At 44.3% G+C, this 17877-nt stretch carries 23 protein-coding genes; 18 read left to right on the top strand and 5 right to left on the bottom strand.

The features are described from left to right. The 14 genes from AC6R05_RS06235 to AC6R05_RS06300 are packed head-to-tail and all read left to right on the top strand — an operon-like array spanning position 1 to position 8785. Complete coding sequence (locus AC6R05_RS06235) at positions 1–237, top strand: hypothetical protein (RefSeq protein ID WP_150868727.1); 237 nt, start codon at positions 1–3, stop codon at positions 235–237. Then, the gene (locus tag AC6R05_RS06240; RefSeq protein WP_150868728.1) at positions 234–497 is read left to right on the top strand and encodes a putative phage tail assembly chaperone; all 264 of its coding nucleotides are present in this window, start codon (positions 234–236) and stop codon (positions 495–497) included. Before AC6R05_RS06235 ends, AC6R05_RS06240 begins: the two co-directional genes overlap by 4 nt. Positions 498–538: 41 nt before the next feature. Next, entirely contained in the window at positions 539–682 is a 144-nt protein-coding gene (locus tag AC6R05_RS06245; RefSeq protein WP_191907545.1) for a DUF6890 family protein, read from the top strand. 40 nt (positions 683–722) lie between these two features. After that, positions 723–2828, top strand: a complete 2106-nt coding sequence (locus tag AC6R05_RS06250; RefSeq protein WP_500646911.1) for a phage tail tape measure protein — start codon at positions 723–725, stop codon at positions 2826–2828. Beyond that, the gene (locus tag AC6R05_RS06255; protein ID WP_150868730.1) at positions 2828–3160 is read left to right on the top strand and encodes a DUF2590 family protein; all 333 of its coding nucleotides are present in this window, start codon (positions 2828–2830) and stop codon (positions 3158–3160) included. The genes AC6R05_RS06250 and AC6R05_RS06255 overlap by 1 nt, the downstream gene beginning before the upstream one ends. Next, complete coding sequence (locus AC6R05_RS06260; protein ID WP_500646912.1) at positions 3153–4340, top strand: baseplate J/gp47 family protein; 1188 nt, start codon at positions 3153–3155, stop codon at positions 4338–4340. Before AC6R05_RS06255 ends, AC6R05_RS06260 begins: the two co-directional genes overlap by 8 nt. A 19-nt stretch (positions 4341–4359) precedes the next feature. Next, positions 4360–4860: a hypothetical protein gene (locus AC6R05_RS06265; protein WP_150868817.1), complete on the top strand. Its 501-nt coding sequence runs from the start codon at positions 4360–4362 to the stop codon at positions 4858–4860. A 4-nt stretch (positions 4861–4864) separates the two neighbouring features. Next, a complete protein-coding gene (locus tag AC6R05_RS06270; RefSeq protein WP_500646913.1) occupies positions 4865–5671 on the top strand; it encodes a phage tail-collar fiber domain-containing protein in 807 nt (268 codons plus the stop codon). Beyond that, positions 5664–6422, top strand: coding sequence for a hypothetical protein (locus AC6R05_RS06275; protein ID WP_500646914.1), 759 nt, complete (start codon positions 5664–5666; stop codon positions 6420–6422). The genes AC6R05_RS06270 and AC6R05_RS06275 overlap by 8 nt, the downstream gene beginning before the upstream one ends. Positions 6423–6424: 2 nt before the next feature. After that, positions 6425–6655 (top strand): hypothetical protein, encoded by a 231-nt coding sequence (locus AC6R05_RS06280; RefSeq protein ID WP_150868734.1) that lies wholly within the window; start codon positions 6425–6427, stop codon positions 6653–6655. A 9-nt stretch (positions 6656–6664) separates the two neighbouring features. Next, a complete protein-coding gene (locus tag AC6R05_RS06285; protein WP_500646915.1) occupies positions 6665–7201 on the top strand; it encodes a baseplate complex protein in 537 nt (178 codons plus the stop codon). Positions 7202–7210: 9 nt separating this feature from the next. After that, on the top strand, positions 7211–7900 hold the full coding sequence (locus tag AC6R05_RS06290) for a hypothetical protein (RefSeq protein WP_150868736.1): 690 nt from the start codon (positions 7211–7213) through the stop codon (positions 7898–7900). Further along, positions 7891–8586 carry a hypothetical protein gene (locus tag AC6R05_RS06295; protein WP_500646916.1) on the top strand — a complete coding sequence of 232 codons (696 nt, stop codon included), beginning with the start codon at positions 7891–7893 and terminating at the stop codon, positions 8584–8586. Before AC6R05_RS06290 ends, AC6R05_RS06295 begins: the two co-directional genes overlap by 10 nt. A 1-nt stretch (position 8587) precedes the next feature. Beyond that, positions 8588–8785, top strand: a complete 198-nt coding sequence (locus AC6R05_RS06300) for a hypothetical protein (RefSeq protein WP_500646917.1) — start codon at positions 8588–8590, stop codon at positions 8783–8785. A gap of 3 nt (positions 8786–8788) precedes the next feature. Here AC6R05_RS06300 and AC6R05_RS06305 read toward each other — a convergent pair whose 3' ends face one another. Beyond that, complete coding sequence (locus tag AC6R05_RS06305) at positions 8789–9490, bottom strand: SPOR domain-containing protein (RefSeq protein WP_500646918.1); 702 nt, start codon at positions 9488–9490, stop codon at positions 8789–8791. Positions 9491–9728: 238 nt separating this feature from the next. Here AC6R05_RS06305 and AC6R05_RS06310 point away from each other — a divergent pair, with 238 nt between their 5' ends. Continuing rightward, complete coding sequence (locus AC6R05_RS06310; protein ID WP_150868818.1) at positions 9729–10019, top strand: hypothetical protein; 291 nt, start codon at positions 9729–9731, stop codon at positions 10017–10019. Between the two features lie 319 nt (positions 10020–10338). Continuing rightward, positions 10339–10473: an L-threonine 3-dehydrogenase gene (locus tag AC6R05_RS06315; protein WP_008218904.1), complete on the top strand. Its 135-nt coding sequence runs from the start codon at positions 10339–10341 to the stop codon at positions 10471–10473. Between the two features lie 82 nt (positions 10474–10555). On the opposite strand, the gene AC6R05_RS06320 is transcribed toward AC6R05_RS06315, so the two are convergent. The 4 genes from AC6R05_RS06320 to AC6R05_RS06335 all read right to left on the bottom strand — a co-directional run bounded on the left by AC6R05_RS06320 (position 10556) and on the right by AC6R05_RS06335 (position 15449). Continuing rightward, on the bottom strand, positions 10556–10888 hold the full coding sequence (locus AC6R05_RS06320) for a PepSY domain-containing protein (RefSeq protein WP_500646919.1): 333 nt from the start codon (positions 10886–10888) through the stop codon (positions 10556–10558). 265 nt (positions 10889–11153) lie between these two features. After that, entirely contained in the window at positions 11154–12377 is a 1224-nt protein-coding gene (locus AC6R05_RS06325; RefSeq protein ID WP_032550349.1) for a DUF819 family protein, read from the bottom strand. A gap of 528 nt (positions 12378–12905) precedes the next feature. After that, complete coding sequence (locus tag AC6R05_RS06330) at positions 12906–14831, bottom strand: monovalent cation:proton antiporter-2 (CPA2) family protein (protein ID WP_032550350.1); 1926 nt, start codon at positions 14829–14831, stop codon at positions 12906–12908. Positions 14832–14834: 3 nt separating this feature from the next. Then, positions 14835–15449, bottom strand: coding sequence for an NAD(P)H-dependent oxidoreductase (locus AC6R05_RS06335; protein WP_500646920.1), 615 nt, complete (start codon positions 15447–15449; stop codon positions 14835–14837). A 283-nt stretch (positions 15450–15732) separates the two neighbouring features. Here AC6R05_RS06335 and AC6R05_RS06340 point away from each other — a divergent pair, with 283 nt between their 5' ends. Together AC6R05_RS06340 and AC6R05_RS06345 are read left to right on the top strand one after the other, a co-directional pair. Continuing rightward, complete coding sequence (locus AC6R05_RS06340; RefSeq protein WP_500646921.1) at positions 15733–16809, top strand: threonine aldolase family protein; 1077 nt, start codon at positions 15733–15735, stop codon at positions 16807–16809. Between the two features lie 604 nt (positions 16810–17413). Continuing rightward, the gene (locus AC6R05_RS06345; RefSeq protein ID WP_032550353.1) at positions 17414–17848 is read left to right on the top strand and encodes a YccF domain-containing protein; all 435 of its coding nucleotides are present in this window, start codon (positions 17414–17416) and stop codon (positions 17846–17848) included. Positions 17849–17877 lie beyond the last annotated feature (29 nt).

Raw genomic sequence — 17877 nt, forward strand, 5'->3', positions numbered from 1 at the left:
ATGGACCCGACTTGGTTATCCGCACTGGTTGCCCTTGCCACCTTATTGGTGATGTTAACTGGCGCTTTGATTGGCAAGCTGTTTTCTCTAACAAAAGAGCTTGCTGACTACAAAACACATGTGGCGGAGAACTTCGCCACTAAAGAAGAAGTTAGGGATGGTTTCGAACGACTAGAACGTCAATTAGAAACTGGACTCACTCGAATTTACGACACATTGAAGCGAGAAGCAGCATGACAAAAGCCATTGTTTTAACCGTTGGCACGACAGACCTCGAATTTAACCCAACGCCAGCCGAGTACGACGACGCACAAAACACCATCTTGCAAGGTGATGCGAGCAGCGCAGCCCATAACTTCCTGATGAGTAGCGTTAGTGAAGGCTCAAAAGACGCACTGCGCGAAATGACTAAGCAGAACCCAGGTGCAGCAACGCAGATTTACGGTGCCGTTATTAAAGAGTACGCGCCTAAGCTTTCCATCTCGGTAAAAAAATAGATGGGCTTGTCGCTGCCATTGATAGTAGCGACAGGCAAAAAATGTATGCGTGGCGGCGAAAGTGGCTACCTAATGAACCGGATACTGATCAGAACCTAGCTTATGCGATTTGGTTAGAGAAAAACCATTGGGAAAACATGCGAGCCGTTACCGCTAGCGGTGTGGCCAAAGCCTTTGGTGGTTAATCACTAAGCTTCAGTCCGCAAAGTAAGTAGAGAATTGTTGATGTTACCAGAAGCACTCAGATTTCAAGTTGGACTGATTGACCAGATTTCAAAACCTCTGGGCAATATTCAACGACAAATGACCGATGTCACCAACACCTATCGTCAAGGTACTCACACCATGATGGCAGGTGCGGCAGGCATGGTGGGTGCTGGTTTCGCATTGCAACAAGCTTTGATGCCAGCCATTGAAATGGATAGGGCATTAGGTGAGGTTAAATCTCTTGGTGTTGCTGAAGAGCAGTTGAAGCAGCTAAGCGACACAGCACTTGAATTTGCCGTGGACTATGGCAAGTCAGCCTCAGATTTTGTGGCAGCTTCTTATGATATTCAATCCGCTATTTCTGGCTTAGGAGGCAACGAACTTTCTGAGTTTACCCGTGCGTCTGGGGTGCTCGCTGCTGCGACCAAAGCCGATACTTCAACCATTACCAACTATGTCGGCACCATGTACGGCATTTTCCAGAATTCAGCCAACGAAATGGGTAAGGCGGATTGGGTAAATGTGTTGGGTGGTCAAACTGCGAAAGCGGTTCAGATGTTTAAGACCACTGGTGAGGGTATGTCATCGGCATTCACCTCAGTCGGTGCTGCGGCAACCTCTGTCGGTGTGGGCATGACTGAGCAGATGGCGATTCTTGGTACTTTGCAGTCCACGATGAGTGGTAGTGAAGCAGGTACCAAATATCGTGCGTTCTTAGCGGGTACGGCCAAAGCTCAAGAAGCCTTGAATATGCAGTTTACGAATGCTCAAGGTCAAATGCTGCCAATCGTTGATATCTTGAATCAAATCAAAGGCCGTTATGGTGAAACCATTTCGGTAGCGGAAGCGGCAGAGCTGAGTAAAGCCTTTGGTACTCAAGAAGCCACAGCCATGATCCAACTTCTGATGCAAAACACTGATGGGCTCACCACTTCAATAAATGAGCTCGGCAAAGTCAAAGGGCTTGATGTTGCTGAGCAAATGGCGGGAGCCATGACCGACCAATGGGAGCGGTTAGAGCAAGGCGTTTTTGCCATAAGTGCTGCTTTTGGTTCTGTGCTTCTACCTGCCATCTTGCCTGTTGTTGGCGGCATGGCTGAAGGAGCTACCGCAATTGTTCAATGGACGCAGATGTTCCCGAACCTCACTAAATACATTGGTTTTGCTGCTATGGCGATTTTAGGTGCAGCAGCAGCAGGCGGTGCATTTACCTTGATGATGGGTGTGGGTAAGCAAGCAATGGCAACTTACATGCTCACCATAAAGATGTTCACGGGAGTGAGTTTCTTATTAACCAAGGGCATGGCAGCACTACGTGTGGCCGTGTTAGCAGCCAACATTGCGATAGCGGCTAACCCAATCATTTTGGTCGTTGGTGCAGTGGTAGCGGCAATCGCCGCAGTAGGGGCATTGATTTACTACTGGGATGATCTCAAAGCTTCATTTGGTGACACAACGTGGTTCCAGGTACTTGAAGGAGTAATCACGTTAATCACCCTGCCATTTAAGGCCATGTTCGAGTTTGTTAAAGCTGGTTGGCAGTGGGTGATGAGTGGCTTTACCGATACAAGTGGCTTTGCCTTCATTGGGCAAATGGTGTCGTGGTTGAAAGGCGGGTTTGAGAACCTAGTGTTGGGTTGGCACATGTTTACAGCGGGAATGGCTGATACATGGTGGTTTACAGCAATCTCTGGTGCGGTAGAGCTGGTGACATTGCCATTTCAAACCCTATTCAACTTCCTATCGGCAGGTTGGCAATGGGTAATGAGTGGTTTTACCGATACCAGCGGCTTTGCCTTTATTGGGCAAATGGCCGACTCGATGCGAAACATCTTTGGGAGCGTATTTAGTTGGTTTACTGACAATTTGTCAGACATCTGGGAAACAATGAAAGGGCTGATTGACTGGATACCAGGTTTCGGCAGTGACGATGAAACGGCTCCGATTCAATCTGAGTCAGTAAAACGTGCAACACCTCAAGCACAAATTCAGCCAGGTGGCGCGGCCAAAAATATTGCTAGCTACCAAACGAGCTCAACCAATTACGGTGGTGTGGCAATTTATCCAACGTACATGAATAGCCCACAAGACATGGCAAGTGAATTAGAAATGGCGGCAGGCTAATGGCAGATTTTAAATACCAAGATTTGCTCATTGAAAACGGTGACGTGGCGCTTGATGCAGGTCGTAACCCTGTATTGATTCAAGACAGAGCGGTGATCGCCCAAGACATTAAACACGCCATTATCGAGAGTAACTTGGCCGTTTACCTGATTGCAGAGCGCAGCCCGTCGAAAAAGGCGGATGCTCGAACACAACTAGAGCTCTTGGTTGAAGAAGACGTGCGACTGGTACCAGGCACAGTACGTATTGACGAAGTCAATGATGGCTTAATTTACATTTTTGCAGAAACCCTTGAGTTTGGCGAAGTAAGCACAGAGGTGAACCTTGACTGATATACCTAAACCAGATTTTACCGAACTTGCTAAAAAAGCAGGCTTGCCTCTTGATGAAGACCAATGGAAAACGGTGCTGAAAGAAGAAGCAGAGAAACAAGGTAGCATCATCGCCAATGACTCAAAGTACTCACCGTTTTGGCGTTTGATTGAAACCATGGTGATCAGCCCAACAGTGTGGCTTATCAATACGTTTTTGGTTGGGTATGTTCTGCCGAATATGTTTGTTGCTACGGCAGTGGGCAAATGGCTCGACTTATGGGCTTGGCAGTTCAACGTACAACGCAAACCTGCAACGAAAGCATTAGGGCAAATAGTGTTTCATCGAGCTGCATCAAAGGGACCGGCTATTGTCGTTCCTAAAGGGACATTCATTCAAACTGACCCTATTAACGGCACGGTTTATCGAGTGGTGTTAAAAGAAGATACCACGCTGCCTGAGAATGAGCTGTCGGCTATTGGTGAAGTGGAAGCAGAGCATGAAGGTGCGGCCTATAACCTTGGGGAGGGTTACTACCACATTTTTGCTACTGCAGTGTCAGGTATCGGACAAGTAGTGAACTCAGCTGATTGGCTTATTGAAGCCGGAGCCGACGAAGAGAGTGATGATCAGCTTCGAGTTCGTATCCGCAACCAGTTCAGCGGCGTGGCAAAGTGGCATATAGACGCAGCTTATCGTTCATTACTCATGCTACGAGCGGGTATCAACAGTGAAAATGTTTACTTTGAGCATAATGCCCCACGCGGTGCAGGTTCAGCCAATGCATTCATTTTACTGGACTCGGGCGAACCTTCTTCTCAAATGCTCAGTGACTTAAACAATCATATAAATCGTGATGGCAACCACGGTCATGGTGATGACCTTCTTGTATATGCGATGCCAGGTAATCTGATTGATGTGACATGCAAAGCGTGGGTTGGTCGAGTACTAACAGGGGCTGAAAGGCAAGACCTAGAAACTGATATTGGTTTATTCATTGGTTCAGCATTTAGGCAGAACACGGACTACAAGGCGACGAAAACTAAACCATCATCGCGCTTTAGTTTCTCAAGATTGGCGCAAGAGCTTCACGGCCAGTTCCCTGAACTTGAGTCGATTGAATTCGACAATGCTGATATTGCTAATGGTATGGAAGTACCTCGCATTAATAGCTTGGGGGTGACCATTGCAACTGCCTGAATTTAAGTTAAAGCACTGGATGGGCAAAGGAGAAATACTCAAATTAGCAAACGCCCTTATTGGATATTGGGATGCGATTAAAGCCTTGTTGGAGTGGCCGCTGCAGCAATTAGACCCAATGGTTGCCCCGATTGAGTTTGTGGACTTGATTGCTTGGCAGCGTGACATAGAGCGACTACCTGAAGAGCCAGAAGAGATTTATCGCATAAGGGTTAACTTTGCATACCCCTTTGCGGCAGGTGGCGGCTCCGAAGTTGGTTGGGAAGACATGTTTACCAAACTCGGTTACCCACATATCAAAATTGACGAAAGGCTGAACTATTACCCTTGGGATATCGTGAGCGTCAAAGTGAATGATGGGGACATTAACGATGTACCTGGTTTGATGGACGCCATTGTAAGGCAATATGGGCGAACATGCCGACGTTACAGCTTTGATGTGACCACTACCGCTAATTTTTATGTTTCAGTCGCTGAGTTCAGCCATACCCATGAAACCTACCCAGCTTCAATAGGATAAGAATATGGCAGTCATTACTATCCCGGGCGAACAGCTTATTGCACAAAAGCAGCAATCGGAAGAGCCACTAGAAATTGCAGAGTTTGTTTTGGCTTATGTGCCAGGTGTTGATCCTTCAATGCCGCCAGAAAGAATTCAGTCGTTGCCTCCAAGCAACCAAATTCGACTAAGAATGGCCCCAACACGAAGTGCCTATGTGAATTCGAATGAAGTGGTTTACTCACTTATCTTGGATAACACCATTGGTAACTTTGATTTTAATTGGCTTGGGTTAGTCAGTGAAGAAGGCGTGCTGGTGTCGGCTAACCACATGGTGGTTCAGTCTAAGCGCAAAAATAACGAATTGACTGGAGAAGAAGGGAACAATCTAACGCGTAACTTCTTGCTTAAGTTCTCGGGCGCGCAAGCAATCACAAATATTACTGTGGCCTCTGAGACATGGCAGTTTAACTATGAATCCAAGCTCAATGACATGGATGCATTAATTGCCCAACTAAGCAAGGGGCTATTTTTAGCACAAAAAAATATCATTCTTCAGAGTCATGAAAGCATGTCTTTGCACGATAAGAATCGTCTCCTAGAGGAGCGAATTAAAGATCTCGAACTGCAAGAGAGTGTCCATCAAACGAAGCATGACGTTCTAAACGTCCAGTATAAACGTTCGCATGAGAAGTCTACTCAAGAACGATTGGACATGGATATTTCCTTAACCACTGGGTTGTTACAGAGCCAGAAACAGAACGTTCAACAAGAGCACGAACTTATGCAAGTGAATGAAAAATTAAGAGTCATGGAGAAAGAAGATGAGTAATACAGACTCGCTTTTACAACAAGCGATTAATGCTTCGTTACAGCAAACTGAAGCTAGTAAATCGGTGACCACTGAGGTCAGTCAAAAGATGGGGCAGATTGACAATGAAGTCGCACAAGCCAAGGCTCAGATTGACAGTTATATCGCAGGGGCTAGAGGTGAACATGGCATAACACGGCAGTCTAAAAACCAATATGGGAACTTGACTGGAGATAACCTAGATTTTTTCGCGAAGAACTCTGCCTTTGATATTCGAGTATCGCTTTATCGAACTATTGTTACTGGTATTGAATGGGCTGATCGAGATGCAGAAGAGCAAGAAATTCTAACCGCAATGGGACGCAAAGGTGTCAAGCATTTCCGTCCATCCATAAGAGTAATGAAAATGGTATGGAGTGGTTTTGATGAAGATAAGCACAGCCGTTATACGATTTATCCTAATCCAACGATGTCGGCATCTACAGCGGTAACTGTAGGCAGTTACGCAATGCTACTTTCTGGAGATATCAGAGGTGCTTGGCTGAATGGCGTCAAGAAAAATGAATGGAAATGCTGCGGCTACAATTATAAACCGACCCCAGGAGCGTATATTCACAGTCATCCTGGGCCTTATTCGGCATCTGGGGAGGTGTTATTCATATGGGCTGGGGCTGTCTCAGGACATGTTTCACTTGATAGTAAAAACCCTAAGTGGGGCTATTTCCCATCGCTTTATGGCGATGCACCTTTTGACACGAAACCAGGTAGCTAATTATGACAGTAGAAGCAATAGATTATTCAAACGATATCATGAGTTTGATTGAAGTTAATGAACGTTGTGAGAAATATATTGTTTCCCATTATTCAATGGGTAAGCAATTAACGTTAGAGCGAACCGGTACCGCTGAACAAAAACAGCAGATGTATAAGTTCATAGATTCTTGTCGTGATTGGGCAAACTCAGAACACCCTAAAGTTCATGAGCTTTACGACATCCAGCCATAGAAGTGTGTTATGTTGATTTTAAACGGAGCTCAGCTCCCATTAAAGAACTTACGCATTAGCGTTCGCCAGCAGTTAGCCGGACAAGATATGTCCGGCCAAACTTCGGCCACCGACCAAGCAGAAACAGGTACCAAAGGCAAAATTCTAACCATAAAAGGTGTGATCCCGTTCAGTATGAGCCAACTTCTCACCAACCTGTTTAGCCTGGCCGAAGCGTTAGAAAATGGCTCACGCCATATTTATCGTATCAGTAACAAAACGGCAGAAGCTTTGAAAATTCGTCAAGTGAAATTCCAAGGTGCAGTCCGTGCCGATGAGCAAGACTCTCATCGGCAATGGAGTGTTTCATTTGAGCTAGTTGAGTACTTATCGGTACCAGAACGAATAGAGCAACGCCAACAAGAAGCACCTGCGGTACAACAAAAAGTGCAAGGTGTGAGTACTCCAATTGAAACGGGACAGACCGAAGATGTACCGCCAGATACAGAGGTTGAATTAACTGGTGTCATGAAGGTGCTAAAAGCTGTCGATAATGCTTTGGGCTAATGGTGATGTATGACGACAACCAACAAGTTCCTTTGCCGCGCTTATCTGGGCAAAGATAAAGCTAAGGTAAAAAGCCATCGCATTGTCTTTAGCGAAAACACACCAGGTCGTTGTGAGCTTGCTATTGAAGGTAGCCCTGAACTTAATACTATCATTGCGGTAGATTTAGGTTGGGGTAGTGATATAAGCCGCGTCTTTTTTGGTTACATTGAGCGAGTGCAACCAATAGAAAGAGGTTGGTCAAAAGTCTTTTGCCGTGAACTGGCGGCAATACTTTACGAGCCTATCAACATCATCATGCGTCACCCGACACTCATGCAGCTGCTTAGCGAAGTGACAAATAAAACTGGCCTTCAATTTGTGGTACCAGAGAAAGCCTACAGCAAAACAGCCATTTCTTGTTTTTACAGCGATGGAAATGGCTATCGAGTCTTAGACGAATTAGCTCAAGCGTTCAGTATTGATGACTTGCTCTGGCAGCAACAAGGCAACGGGCAAATTTATGTAGGCAGTTGGAAAGATTCATTCTGGGCAGATAAGTCCGTTACCATACCTAATGAGCTAATGACAAACCACACAGCCAACAAGTCAGTAAAGATACCGGCTATTCCAAAATTAAAGCCCGGTGTTGTGGTGAATGGACTCCGATTAATTGGTGTAGAGTTTGAAGGAACGGAGGCAAAGCTAACATGGATGTGAATGTTATTAAGCGCATTATTTTTAGGCTGTTTCCAGAGTTCACTGGTCAGTGGCATTTACCAAGGTGGGCGAAGGTGGTCGCATTGCCAGAGCTGCCAGAAGAAGGTGATTTGTCTGATCGCTTTTATCCTCATTATGCCGTGGATGTTCAGTTACTTGATGAAAAGGGCATGGAATACGAAGATAAACCACCATTGCAGGTGGTACCGCTTCCGGTTCCTGGTCTTGGTGATCATGCTGGCCGTTTGGAGCCTCCTGCAATTGGTAGCATCGTAGAGTTGGGCTTTATGTTCGGCCAACCGGACAAACCTTTTATTCGTTGCGTTCTCCCACTTGGCTTTAAACTACCAGGTATCAAAGAAGGTGAAAGCCGATACCAACAACGCCAAGGCGTTTATCACTTGGTAGACCAAGACGGTAACTTTGAACGAAAGACAGATAAAGACGATAAGTTGGAATGCCTTAACCAACGCATCAAAGTACTGGAAAACCGTCTAGAGGAAATTGAAGGTGATCATACGGAAACCGTCAAAGGTAACAAGGTAACCACGGCTAAGAATATCACCGAGGATGCAGACTCAATAAAGATGAATGGTGGTAAGGGAGTATGCACTGGTGCAAGCATTTGCCCGTTTTTGGGTAAGCCACACGTAGACGTATCAACCACCGTTTTTGCAGGTAAGTAAGATGGCATTAAGCAAAGCATCACTAAAAGAGAAGTTAGAAGACGAGTTGAAAGCGCAGGGCTTTGTTCTTGATGGTGAATTCGCGATGGCTGGCATGATGGCCGAAGCTATCGCGAATGCTGTGGTTGATGAGATCACACAAAACGCACAAGCTAATATTACGAGTGGAAGTTCATCAGGCTCTTACAAAATCAGTTAATATCTATTCTATTTGTTTAGCTTTGGAACCAGTAATTTCTTCTAGTTCATTGATGATCCTTACGACATCACCTGGCTCTTTCGCTTTGCCTGAAACAACGATTCGAAAAAAATCGGGGCTACTAACGATTGAGGTGTTATACCCTCGCTCAGTGAGGTCTTTTTGCACGTTAATCGCATTGTCTTTATCTCTTAGAACCATTAGTTGTAAAAGAAAATGACTAGAGTTATTGGAATATTTCTTTTGCTCATCAATATTCTCTGAGAGGTAATCAGTTAGAGCTGTTGATACACCTTCTTTAATGTAATTGGTGAAGTAAAGTCTAGCGCTATCAGTAGTCCCTCCAATTAATAGTGCTCCATAGTTTGGTGTTTCTAGAAGCACGTTCTCTCCACTTGTTAGCCTTGTACCAAAACGAATATCTACATTAATAGCATAGCCAGTATGAACAGAACTCCCGCTACGGACTGGCATGCATTTCACATAAACATTTAAGTTTTGGTCTAGGTCTTTACTAGGTGAAATCCTAGCTCGTAAAAACTCACCATCTAAGCCGTGTTTTAACGTTGAATACTCAAGAGGGCAGTCTTCAGTTACAGTTAGGAAGAATCCTAAACTTAAAGCTTCGGTTGACTTACCTTCTTCCGGTAGTGCAAGGAGTGAGCTAGAAAAAAGAAGTAAAAATGTTATAGGAAACCATTTCATGTATAACCCCTTGTGCTAGGTGCTTAACGCCATAATTGTCATTTACATTAAATAGAATAGCGTTTCTAATCGAGCTATTGTTCGCTGTAAGTCAAATTTTCTTAGCATTAAACACAGAGGGTTCGGGGTGAGAGGACTTTCTTTGTTAAGTCAGACGAAATTATCTGACAAACCATTTGAATAACTAGTGCTGACAATCTCAAGATTGATTCATAAGCCAGCAAATCTTGGAGGAGAAATGATTGTAGCTAAGGAGTTGATTCCGCTGTGCCATTACATACGAGAGACAATCGTACATGCGCTTGGTGGAGAACCGAATGACTTTGAATCAGATAATGACTTAGAAAATTACATAGAAAGCATAGACATCAACATACTAAATCAACTACATGATTTAATAGTGATGCTCGATTACTTCTACGCCTTAGTATTAGCTAATCAACCCTTGGGAAGTGAAGCGCGTGAATTGCTAGATACAGCGAATAGATTAATCATAGATGTAAAACAAATGAATGAATTGAGTTGGTGAAAATGGCGGCATTCATTGTTAAACAGCGTAATTTATGGGTAAAAGACGTCATTTTTCACTGTTTATAAATATAGTGTTTGTGTTTTAGGTTATTGATTTTGTTGGTTTTGTCTTTGTTTTTGTTAAGTTCTACGGCATATTTTTTTACAGTGCTTACTTGTTTGTAGGCGCTAAATAGGAAGAAAGGTGGGAAAGACACCTACTATTGAAGTGGGGGAGTCATAACAACGACTGAAACTGTCGCCACTTTGTCGCCATAAACTTCATATATTTTAGTTAAGTCGTTGTTTTGTTAGGTTTAATTTTTGGTTTATACATAATGGCTTCACTAATCCAGTCTGGCCTAGATCTATCTCCAATCATTACTCACCACTACAAAGTGGACGACTTCCAAGCTGGCTTCGACATGATGCGCTCTGGTATGTCTGGTAAAGTAATCCTAGATTGGGAATAAGCTAATAGGGGAGACCCTTAGCTAGTTCTATAATAAAAATGCCCCAAAGAAATTTGGGGCATTTTTGTATGGATAGTTCAGATTACTTATCAACATCCCCGAGTACACCTTCATGGGACAGGTCTCCCGATAGTTCGGCTTGTATCTCTGCTAAGCTCTCTTCTTCCGAAGCGACGATCTTTCCTGTTATCGCATCGACTTCAACTTCATAGGCTTTATCGCCGTGTCTGACAAATACGTCCCACTGGTTATCAGGTTCGTCGTGTCGAATTCCCAACACTTCTACCCCTACAGATTCTAGAGCGGCTTCAATGGCTTCTGCTTTACTGATGATATTTGCATCAGAGGCTGCATAACTCGGAATGCTTGCTATGCCGAGTGCTGTAATGGCTGCGCATATAACGAAATTCTTCATAGGTCTCTCCATTCACTAAACATGCTTTGTGCTTTAAACCTAGTACGGAGTGTATGACTCATCAACGATGCGTAATGGTCTCTCTTGTTGGTTATTGAATGAGACTTCTAATGCAAGTCATGTCTATTTGTACCAGTAGCATCAATACTGCGCGTGAGTGTGTGAATAAAATGTAAATACTCTCAGATGACTCTAACTAGCAGAAAACAAAAAATCCGACACTGGTCGCCCAATATCGGATTTTTAGATGCGTAGGTGGGGTGGATTAGCCCGCAGCCGCCTGCATGATAAGACCGCAGATGTATGCGCCGTAAGTGCCCAGTGCGTAACCTAGAACGGCCATAAGGATGCCCACAGGTGCTAGAGCAGGATGAAAGGCTGCAGCAACCACTGGAGCAGAGGCTGCACCACCAACGTTTGCTTGAGAACCGACCGCCATGAAGAACAGTGGTGCACGAATCAGTTTTGCCATCACAATCATAAGAATTGCGTGGATAGACAACCAAGTAATACCAATGAAGAAGTAACCTGGGTTATCGAAGATTGCAGTTACGTCCATTTGCATACCGATGGTTGCAACCAGAATGTAGATAAATGCAGAACCAATTTTAGAGGCGCCAGTGTGCTCTAGGCTGCGTGTCGACTTAAAGCACGAAGCAATCAGTGCAAATGTTGTCACCATTACGATGAGCCAGAAGAAGCCAGAAGTTAGGCTGTATTTTGCAAGCTCAGGTGCATTGGTTGAGATCCATGGTGCAATGATGTCACTGAAGAAGTGCGCAAGACCAGTTAAACCAAAGGCGATCGCTGCGATTTTCATTAGATCGGTCGTTGTTGTAGGACGCGCGTTCTCTTCTTGGTATTTAGATACCGTCTCTTTTAGCTCTTCGATAGATGATGTATCGGCTTTCAACCATGCGTCAATTTTCTTCTGACGGCCAGCCATAATCAGAAGCACTGCCATCCAGATGTTGGCACAGATTACATCAACGGTAATCATTGCAGAGAACAGCTGGTCGTCTACATCAAATACTTCTTTCATTGCTGCTTGGTTAGCACCACCACCAATCCAAGAGCCGGCTACAGTTGTGAGGCCACGCCAAACGTCACCAGATACCAGATCAGGGTTAACCTGGTCGATGATAAGAATTGCAGCAGGGCCACCAATGATGATACCGAGTGTACCGGTAAGGAACATGATCACAGCTTTTGAGCCAAGACCAAAAATCTTACGAAGGTCTGCTGAGATAATCAGAAGTACCAGTGCGCTTGGAAGTAGGTATCGGCTGGCAACAAAGTATAGCTTTGAGTTAGAAGCGTCGATGATGCCAAAACTGTTAAGTAGTGAAGGTACGAAGTAACAGAGCAATAAACCCGGAACGAACGAGTAGAATTTTTTAAGTGCGCTATTTTGGCTACTTTCCGTGATAAATACACCGCCAAGAATAACGGCTAACAGGCCCATTATTACTGCATCATTAGTAATCATTATTATTTTCCTCCTCTAGGTGATGGCAAACGCCTCACTTTTTGAAGTGCAGGACTATACCCATAAGCCGTATTCGTTACAAATTGTAACAATAGAAATAAATTGAAATGTTTTTGTTAAATTTAATGGGTTTTGCGTGTGACTTTGCTGGTTAAATAATTGGTCGGGTGAATATATATTTGTGGTTAATTATTTATGCATAAAGGTGTATGCAATATTATTCAAAGCCAGTGAAATGGACGTTTAAGTGTGATGTTTTCGGATTATGTTCGGTAAGGTTGAGAAGGGTACGTATAAAATCTCTAAAGAGAATGCCCTGCGATATGTTTCACAAATGTAAACGGGATCATAAAAATACGAATTTCGTTCGAAATGGAAAATCAAATATAGATCACATAAATGCAGCTGTGATAGCAGAACTTGATAGGCTTTTATCTCCCGAACGGACGTTATTTGGCGTTTTTCCCAGTGCTTAAATCGAAAAAACGCGGCTGATTTAGCCGCGTTTGGGTGTGAGGTCGTGATGACTTACGCTTCTTCTTCCTCGAAGTCGTCAGCGTAACCTTTCGGTGGTGGCGTCCAACCACGCTCCGAGCGGGTATGCTTGTCTGAACGGTCTTTCTTCATGTCTTCTTTCATTGCTTCTTCTAGATGAATGAAGATTTGACGATAGTTGTTGTCGTAACGAGGGTTATCTTCAGCCGCAGCCCAAGCTTTATATAGCTTCTCTGACTTACGATTTTCAACACGCATATAAGTCGACTTTTGCTGTTCAACAAAGAAGGGATGGTGACCGAGTGAGCGAAGCGCCTCTGCACCCATTTCCAGTGCTGAATGATACGTCTCTGACTCAATAAAATCGGCACCTACTTCTCTTAAACGGTAGCTGTGTCCACGGTCGAAGGCACGAGCCAATATTTTCACTTTCGGATAGGTGTGTTTCACGTATTTCACCAGCTCGACACTCGCATCTTGATTATCGATGGCTACAACGAATAGTGCCGCATCTTCGATACCTGCTGTGTGCAGTAGATCTGGTCGAGTCGCATCACCAAAGTATGATTTGATGTTGATTGAGCGAAGTACATCGACTTGGTTGGCTTGGTGATCGAGCACCACCGTGTTTACGCCGTTAGATACCAATAGACGGTTAACGATTTGGCCGAAACGACCAATACCCGCGATGATCACAGTGCCTTTCTCTTCGATAGTGTCTTCTTCTCTATCGTTAGATTTCTGTTCATAACGAGGAAGGATCACTTTATCGAACAAGATGAAGAGACCCGGAGTTAGGAACATCGACAAGGCGACAACAAGAGACAGAGTTTGAACGATATCAGATGGCAATACATGGTTTTGAGCAGAGAAGCTCAATAGTACAAAGCCAAACTCACCAGCTTGCGCCAAGCTCAGCGTAAATAGCCAGCGGTCGCTGTTCTTGATCTTGAAGATCAGTGCCAAGGTAAATAGCACAGCTGCTTTTAGTAGCATGACACCTAGAGTCAGTCCGATGATTAGGATGAAATCATTGAACAGTACATCGAAGTTGATTCCCGCACCTACCGTAATAAAGAACAGGCCAAGCAGTAGCCCTTTGAACGGGTCTATATTGGATTCCAGCTCATGGCGGAATTCACTGTTGGCAAGTACCACACCTGCCAGGAAAGTCCCTAGCGCTGGAGACAGGCCAACTAGGCTCATTAATGCTGCGATACCAATAACAAGCATGAGTGCTGTTGCTGTGAAGATTTCACGCAATCCAGAGCTTGCTACAAAACGGAAAAGTGGACGACTTAAGAAGTGACCACCCACAACAACTAACGCAATCGAAGCGGTAATCACAAGGCCGTACGCCCAGCCCGGTAGTCCGGCAACCAAACTTAGCTCGTCATGATGATCTGCCGCGGCGGATACTGCATTTTGTGCTGCTTCAACTAATTCCGGTAGCGCCAATAATGGGATGAATGCCAACATTGGAATAACGGCGATATCTTGGAATAGAAGAACAGAGAAAGCATTCTGTCCGCCTTCTGTTTTCGACAACCCTTTTTCATTAAAGGTTTGAAGAACAATCGCAGTCGAAGAGAGCGCAAAGATGAGGCCGATGGTTAATGCGATTGTCCAAGGTTGTTCAAATACAAGCGCGATGCCCATTACAATTGCCGCTGTACCACCAACTTGTAGGCCACCCAAGCCCATTAGACGATTGCGCATCGCCCACAGCATTTTAGGCTCTAGCTCTAAGCCGACTAAGAACAGCATCATCACCACACCAAATTCAGCAAAGTGTTGGATGGTTGTTGTTTCTTCGCCCACAAGGCCAATGATAGGGCCGATAACCACACCTGCAATTAGGTAACCCAGAACAGAGCCTAAACCAAGGCGCTTAGCAATAGGTACCGCGATAACGGCGGCGACTAAGTAGATAAAGGCTTGTAAAAAATATCCCGTCATTCTTTAGTCCTTGTTCATGATTTCATCGAGGTAGTGGTTTAGCTTGGCGGCTTTTTTCGCTTTCTTATAATCGATATCGCCGGCAACTAATGACTCCAATAAGAATTTGTAGCGCTCAACGTGCCCAGCGATACGATTCTCTTCTAATGCGGTTCGTGAGCCAAACAGAGCGTATGGCGCTATGTACTCCATACCACATAGAGACGCGGTTTGTTCAAGAGGGTGGAGCAGCTCTCTAATCGTAAAGTGGTTGTAGCCGTCTGTTTGGTAGGCATCTTCTTTACCGCCCGCAGTAATGCTACACAGGAACTTCTTACCTTCTAGCTCATGGCCATCGGTACCGTAAGCAAAGCCGTATTCTAAGACTAAATCTTGCCACTCTTTTAGAATGGCTGGAGTCGAATACCAGTAGAGTGGGAACTGAAAGATAATGATGTCGTGGTCAAGAAGACGCTTCTGCTCACGGTCAATATTGATCTTGAAGGTTGGATACTCAGCGTAAAGATCGACACACGTGACGTTTTCAATTTTCTTTGCTTGGTCAAACAGTGGTTTGTTCGCTTCAGAGCGGTGTTGAGATGGGTGTGCAAACAACACCAGAACTCGATTCTTCGACATATGGCCCTCTTTATATAATTCGAACAATATCTACTCGTTACAATAATAGAAGAGTAGTTGAAGAACAATGAATTAGCTTGGATTTGATCGAGATAACGTCCGACTATTTGATAGAAGTGGAAACGTTTGCGATTTTGGGGCTTTTTGCGACAAGACTTGTGAAATAGAAATCTAAATATGCAGTATTAAGTGGCAAAATAGCGTCTTGTTTCGTGTTACCTTGAGTCAGAAATCAGAGTCGCAAAGACGACATCAATTGAACATCGAATAAAGGAAATACCCTATGGCTAAGGACCTACGTCAGCAGTGCAAACTTTTTCTCTCCGGTCATTTCGAACCGACACCGGCACAACTCTTTTCACAGATGGCTCAATGGTCTGAAGAGCATGACATAACGCATGATACCTATGGTGATGGAGCGTTCATTCAAGAGTTCGAACAGAAAGTTGCCGATCTTCTTGGTTTTGAGACTGCTGTATTTGTGATCACCGGAACGATGAATCAACCTACGGCTCTACAAATCGTATGTGATGAGAAGCGTTGCCAGAACGTTGCTATGCATGAATCGAGTCACATCATCCGTCATGAGAGCCAAGGCTATCAGGTCCAGAATCGTTTCAATGTCCTGCCTTTAGGTAATGTGCATCGCACTTGGAATGTGGATGATTTGAGAGCGTGGCCTGATGAAATTGCTGCTGCGCTCTATGAATTACCTATGCGTGAAATTGGTGGTCAGCTCCCAGAGTGGGAAGAGCTAGAAGCCATCAAAGATTACTGTCAAACTAATGATGTTCATCTTCATATGGATGGCGCACGCCTGTGGGAGTGTGGTGCTTATTACCAAAAAAGTTATAAAGAGATTGCTAATGGCTTCAACTCTGCCTATGTCTCTCTATATAAGGGCATCAATGGGTTAGGTGGCTCTTTGTTACTCGGTAGTAAGGCATTCATTGAGAAAGCATCACTATGGATGAAGCGACAAGGTGGTAATGTTTACCACAGAACTCCATTTATCGTTTCGGCTGCAATGCAGTTTGATGAGCGTTTGGCGCAGATGCCTGCGTTGTTTGAACGCACCAAACAGGTGTATCAAATTCTTCAAGACTACCCGCAGTTCATTGTGAACCCTAAACAACCTCAAAGTAATATGCTGCATCTTTACTTGCCAGTGAATGTGGAAGAGGGCATTGAGTTAAGGGATAAAATTGCAGCGCGAGACAAAATTTGGCTTGGGAACCCGAGCCCTTGTGAGTTACCGCACCAATGTAAGATTGAATGGTATGTGGGCGATAATCTATTGAATCTTCCTGATCATGAATTTATCGATGTTCTTGACATGTTGGCTGCTGAGTTAAGCTGATTGAGCACTTAGTTCCAAACAAAAAGGCAGTGGTTATGCGCCGCTGCCTTTCTCGTTCTGTCGTTTGTCTACATGTATTGATTGATGTAGACATCAACTAAAAACATAAACACTGGAATGGTGCTGAGTACGGCGAAAAAAACAATAGGTACCCAGTTTTTCATCTTCTTTTTTGGTTGCTCGTTGTTGCTCATAAAGCCCGACCTTTACTCTTGCTGTTTACTAGGTCTGATACCAATCGTAGTAAATAATTGCTCGAACTAGCTTGATAAAATGCTCGATAACTGCGTTAGAATTTTTGATTGTAGAATAACTACTTATCGAAAAATGCTGCCTTGTTCTCAAGCCTTTTTTCTGCGCTATTTCTGAACACTTACTTACTGTGATTGGTATTAAGCCTACACAGTCTATTCGATAGTTAACTTGCAGCTATAGTAACAAAGAAGCTCACACTTGCTAGGATTTGTGTATGAGAATCGTGGTGAGTATCAAATGATCTTTATTTTCAAAGGTTCATTGGCGGTTCATCTTTGTTTTGAAATAATAACCTTAACAACGGCTTACAACGTGTAATGTCGCATCTTAGATTTATGGAGAGCACTCAATGAAAACAATCGGCAATATCATTTGGTTTTTGTTCGGCGGTGTATTTATGGGATTGGCGTGGTGGTTCTTCGGACTGTTGGCATTCATCACTATTGTCGGTATCCCTTGGGGCAGAGCGTGTTTTGTGATGGGTAACTTCTCGTTCTTCCCATTTGGCCAGGAAGCTATCGCACGTGATGAGCTGACTAACGAAGGCGATATTGGTACCAGCCCACTTGGCATGATAGGTAACATCATTTGGTTCGTATTCGCAGGGGTGTGGCTGGCGATTGGTCATGTGCTATCTGCAGTAGCGTGCTTTGTAACCATTATCGGTATTCCATTTGCCATTCAGCACCTAAAACTTGCTGTGATTTCATTGGCACCTATCGGTAAAACGGTCGTCGACAAGCGCGAAGCTGAAGCTGCTCGTGTGAGAAACTACAAAGGCTAAGGTTGCACTTGGTTTCAAAAAGGAAAAGA

The sequence above is a fragment of the Vibrio sp. R11-SG3-ISO9 genome (assembly GCF_059834255.1).

Coding starts and splice junctions, on each gene's coding strand:
- AC6R05_RS06235 (WP_150868727.1), top strand. CDS start 1: ATGGACCCGACTTGGTTATCCGCACTGGTTGCCCTTGCCACCTTATTG.
- AC6R05_RS06240 (WP_150868728.1), top strand. CDS start 234: ATGACAAAAGCCATTGTTTTAACCGTTGGCACGACAGACCTCGAATTT.
- AC6R05_RS06245 (WP_191907545.1), top strand. CDS start 539: ATGTATGCGTGGCGGCGAAAGTGGCTACCTAATGAACCGGATACTGAT.
- AC6R05_RS06250 (WP_500646911.1), top strand. CDS start 723: ATGTTACCAGAAGCACTCAGATTTCAAGTTGGACTGATTGACCAGATT.
- AC6R05_RS06255 (WP_150868730.1), top strand. CDS start 2,828: ATGGCAGATTTTAAATACCAAGATTTGCTCATTGAAAACGGTGACGTG.
- AC6R05_RS06265 (WP_150868817.1), top strand. CDS start 4,360: ATGGGCAAAGGAGAAATACTCAAATTAGCAAACGCCCTTATTGGATAT.
- AC6R05_RS06270 (WP_500646913.1), top strand. CDS start 4,865: ATGGCAGTCATTACTATCCCGGGCGAACAGCTTATTGCACAAAAGCAG.
- AC6R05_RS06275 (WP_500646914.1), top strand. CDS start 5,664: ATGAGTAATACAGACTCGCTTTTACAACAAGCGATTAATGCTTCGTTA.
- AC6R05_RS06280 (WP_150868734.1), top strand. CDS start 6,425: ATGACAGTAGAAGCAATAGATTATTCAAACGATATCATGAGTTTGATT.
- AC6R05_RS06285 (WP_500646915.1), top strand. CDS start 6,665: ATGTTGATTTTAAACGGAGCTCAGCTCCCATTAAAGAACTTACGCATT.
- AC6R05_RS06290 (WP_150868736.1), top strand. CDS start 7,211: ATGACGACAACCAACAAGTTCCTTTGCCGCGCTTATCTGGGCAAAGAT.
- AC6R05_RS06295 (WP_500646916.1), top strand. CDS start 7,891: ATGGATGTGAATGTTATTAAGCGCATTATTTTTAGGCTGTTTCCAGAG.
- AC6R05_RS06300 (WP_500646917.1), top strand. CDS start 8,588: ATGGCATTAAGCAAAGCATCACTAAAAGAGAAGTTAGAAGACGAGTTG.
- AC6R05_RS06305 (WP_500646918.1), bottom strand. CDS start 9,490: ATGAAATGGTTTCCTATAACATTTTTACTTCTTTTTTCTAGCTCACTC.
- AC6R05_RS06310 (WP_150868818.1), top strand. CDS start 9,729: ATGATTGTAGCTAAGGAGTTGATTCCGCTGTGCCATTACATACGAGAG.
- AC6R05_RS06315 (WP_008218904.1), top strand. CDS start 10,339: ATGGCTTCACTAATCCAGTCTGGCCTAGATCTATCTCCAATCATTACT.
- AC6R05_RS06320 (WP_500646919.1), bottom strand. CDS start 10,888: ATGAAGAATTTCGTTATATGCGCAGCCATTACAGCACTCGGCATAGCA.
- AC6R05_RS06325 (WP_032550349.1), bottom strand. CDS start 12,377: ATGATTACTAATGATGCAGTAATAATGGGCCTGTTAGCCGTTATTCTT.
- AC6R05_RS06330 (WP_032550350.1), bottom strand. CDS start 14,831: ATGACGGGATATTTTTTACAAGCCTTTATCTACTTAGTCGCCGCCGTT.
- AC6R05_RS06335 (WP_500646920.1), bottom strand. CDS start 15,449: ATGTCGAAGAATCGAGTTCTGGTGTTGTTTGCACACCCATCTCAACAC.
- AC6R05_RS06340 (WP_500646921.1), top strand. CDS start 15,733: ATGGCTAAGGACCTACGTCAGCAGTGCAAACTTTTTCTCTCCGGTCAT.
- AC6R05_RS06345 (WP_032550353.1), top strand. CDS start 17,414: ATGAAAACAATCGGCAATATCATTTGGTTTTTGTTCGGCGGTGTATTT.